Genomic DNA, 1,090 nt, shown 5'->3' with positions numbered 1-1,090 from the left:
TTGTCGCGGATCACGCTGTCGGTGCAGTCCTCGGCCAGGACGATCCCGTGTTTGCCGTTGTGGTGCACGATGTTGCGTTCGATCAGCAGGTCGTGCGAGCCGGTGTGCGGGTCGATCCCGTAGAGCACGTTGTCGTGGAACTCGCTGTCCTGCACCACGAGACCACCGACCTCGTAGGAGTAGAGCCCGAAGAACAGGTGCGAGATCAGGCTGGCCCTGATCCCACCCGTGGTGCCTTCCGTGCGCCACGACAACCCGTAGGACTCGACCTCGCCGTAGCCGAGGTAGCGCAGTTCGGCACGGTCGATCATCAGGCGTCCGCCGTCGCGGGCGAGGAGGAAGCTGCGACCGTCGACGTGCTCGGTGTCGACGTGCTGCTGCGCCGTGTCCCACGACGTCACGCAGGATCCGGTGATCTCCAGACCGCCGCCCAGCGCCGTGACCGACGCGAAACCGGTGGGGCCGCTGCCGAGCTTGAGCCAGCGCACGTCAGGGGCGCCGATCTGCACCGAGGCGCCGGTGAGCACCTGGAGGTCGGCTCCGAGGAGCCACTCCCCGGGGGCGACCTCGCGCAGCACCGCCGGGTTGCCGATCGCTGTGCTCAGCGCCGGCAGGGTGACACCCTCCCCACGGGTCACCGCGACCGTGTTGGTGACGCGGTCGAAGCGCACGGCAAGGCCGGCTGGCGGCGTCCGGTCCGCGGGTGCACCCGCCGCGGTCTCCCGGATGCACGGCCGGTCCGGGTCGATCACTGCTCTCGGTGCCACGTCGTGGCGGACCAGCGGCTCCGGTGCCGTCGCGGCGCAGGCGTTCGACAGGAGCAGGAACACGAGGATGAGCAGCAGGGCCCGGATCGGCGCCGTGCGGATCACGGCCGAACCGCCGCTGTGCATCCGGCCGGGCCGTAGACCGGCGGGCCGGTGTAGACGGGGGAGGCCAGGACGGTGGAGGTGAGCGTGAAGTCGGCGAAGTCGGTGTGCTGGTCGGTGGGGCTGGCCCAGCTGGAGTCGTCTCCGCCGAAGAAGGTGGAGAAGAACAGGCCGTCGATGTGCAGGTCGGGGGTGGTGCGGAAGGTGAGGCCGGGGTGGTC

General features: G+C 70.1%; 2 protein-coding genes. Both read right to left on the bottom strand.

Going from position 1 to position 1,090, the window contains the following annotated elements; translation table 11 throughout:
- Positions 1–872, bottom strand: an 872-nt coding sequence (locus AC5L35_RS37315) for a right-handed parallel beta-helix repeat-containing protein (protein ID WP_495064475.1), incomplete at its 3' end; no start/stop codon positions are given.
- Positions 869–1,090: polysaccharide lyase (locus AC5L35_RS37310; RefSeq protein WP_495064474.1), on the bottom strand; the 222-nt coding region annotated here is incomplete at its 5' end. The genes AC5L35_RS37315 and AC5L35_RS37310, both read right to left, overlap by 4 nt.

This window comes from Pseudonocardia sp. OZ21, assembly GCF_059359135.1.
The sequence above is the reverse complement of the archived record's forward strand: the minus strand, read 5'-3'. Positions and strand labels throughout refer to the sequence as shown.